The following is a 2,003-nucleotide window of genomic DNA, read 5'->3' on the forward strand; positions in this document are numbered from 1 at the left end:
CAGTCCTCGTACCGCCTCTTCGAGAATCGTGCGCAATCGTTGTTCGTCCAAAGGCGAACGGCTGCCGTCATGTCTGATGATGTTGGGAAGGGCCTCCGGCGTTTTGTCCGATTTAGCCTTTTGTTGTTGCTCGCGCAGTTTGGCGTGCTCTTCCCGGTACAAAACATAACTACGCGCGACTTTGTGTTCACCAGCGCGCATCAAGGCCAATTCAACCTGATCTTGGATGTCTTCAATATGGATGGTGCCGCCATTGGGCATACGGCGGACAAATGTTGCGGTAATCTGTTTGGTTAACCGATCAACCGTTTCTCGAATACGGGCGGACATCGCGGCCTGCCCGCCTTCCACGGCCAAGAAGGCTTTGGTCATGGCCACCTTGATTTTTGTGTCATCGTATGGAGTGACCTTGCCATTTCGGCGAATTACTTGAATGTTGTGATCGGTTTTTGGGGCGGAGTGTTGCTTCTCTAGGTTCGAAGTGAGCGGTTTTTTTTCCAGTTCAGCGATGATGTTTTCGGTTTCCATATAACGCACCCTTAATGATTCATGACATCAATTGAATTCGTACTGTCTTTAACGTCAGGCGAGCGCTGCTTTGGGCTTGGCGGTGTTCATCGTTATTTTAAGCGCCAAAACGGGTGCACTCGCGTGCTTCAGAAATCACTATATATAGTGTCTGATTTATAGCAGACTACCAAGATGATGTGGAGTGGTCAATCAATAAGTTTGTGACAATACTGGCAATAAAATGTGGATAAACGGTGTAAAAGCCGCAAAAATCAAATAGGGACAAGTGGTTGCATTGTTCTGCCGGATTTCAGGGCGATTTAGATTTTTTTGTTCTACATAACCGAAATATATAGTTCGAGGTTATATGCTCGCCTTTGTTGTGCTCTTGAATTCCAAAGAATCGTCCCAATATCTTTGGCACCAGTGGCCAATTTCGAGACAGCAGGGTAGAATCACGACAGTTTTTCAGCAGCCTAGACATAAAGAGGTTCCAATGAGTGAAAATCAGGACACGCTAGCGCGTATCAAAAAGCAAATCGCCGAAAACCCGATTCTGCTCTATATGAAGGGCTCGCCAAAGTTTCCTATGTGTGGTTTCTCAGCGCAAGCGGTGCAAGCTGTGATGGCCTGTGGCCAACCATTTGCTTATGTGGATGTTTTGGAAAATCCCGACATACGGGCGGAACTGCCCAAGTATGCGAATTGGCCAACATTTCCACAATTGTGGGTGAACGGCGAGCTCATCGGCGGCTGCGATATTGTGCTCGAAATGTACCAAAACGGAGAATTGAAACCCCTGCTTGAGCAGGCAGCGAAAACATCTGATGATGCCTGAAAAGCTTTTATCAAACGAAGTCAAACAACAACATAAGGAGGTACTCCATGAGCGTATTGGTTGGGCGTGAAGCGCCGGATTTCACTGCGGCAGCGGTATTGGGAAATGGCGAGATTGTTGACAAGTTCAACTTTAAAGAAGCCACCAAAGGCAAGTACGCTGTCTTGTTCTTCTATCCTCTGGATTTCACTTTCGTCTGTCCGTCGGAATTGATCGCCTTTGATCATCGGTTGAAAGAATTCCAAGATCGCGGTGTTGAGGTGATCGGGGTTTCGATTGATTCGCAATTTACCCACAATGCGTGGCGTAATACGCCGGTCGAGAAGGGTGGCATTGGGCCTGTGGGCTATACTCTTGTTGCCGACGTCAAGCACGAAATTTGCCGCGCTTACGACGTTGAGCATCCAGAGGCGGGCGTGGCATTCCGTGGTTCGTTCCTGATTGACCGCGATGGCATTGTCCGTCATCAAGTGGTCAATGACTTGCCGCTTGGACGGAACATCGACGAAATGCTCCGTATGGTCGATGCGCTTCAATTCCATGAAGAGCATGGTGAAGTGTGCCCTGCGGGTTGGCAAAAAGGCAAAAAAGGTATGAAGGCTGACCCCCAAGGTGTGGCAGAGTACCTGGCGGAAGAAGCAGACAAACTGTAAAG

At 48.5% G+C, this 2,003-nt stretch carries 3 protein-coding genes; 2 read left to right on the forward strand and 1 reads right to left on the reverse strand.

The window, feature by feature from the left end; all coding sequences use genetic code 11:
- On the reverse strand, positions 1–528 hold a 528-nt coding region (locus D6694_07540), incomplete at its 3' end, for a ribonucleoside-diphosphate reductase subunit alpha (GenBank protein RMH42857.1).
- A 478-nt stretch (positions 529–1,006) separates the two neighbouring features.
- Between D6694_07540 and grxD the strand changes: the two genes are divergently transcribed.
- Positions 1,007–1,348, forward strand: a complete 342-nt coding sequence (grxD, locus tag D6694_07545) for a Grx4 family monothiol glutaredoxin (protein ID RMH42859.1) — start codon at positions 1,007–1,009, stop codon at positions 1,346–1,348.
- A 47-nt stretch (positions 1,349–1,395) separates the two neighbouring features.
- Entirely contained in the window at positions 1,396–2,001 is a 606-nt protein-coding gene (locus tag D6694_07550; GenBank protein RMH42858.1) for a peroxiredoxin C, read from the forward strand.
- The last annotated feature ends 2 nt before the right edge of the window (positions 2,002–2,003 follow it).

The sequence above is a fragment of the Gammaproteobacteria bacterium genome, assembly GCA_003696665.1.
Lineage (GTDB): Bacteria > Pseudomonadota > Gammaproteobacteria > Enterobacterales.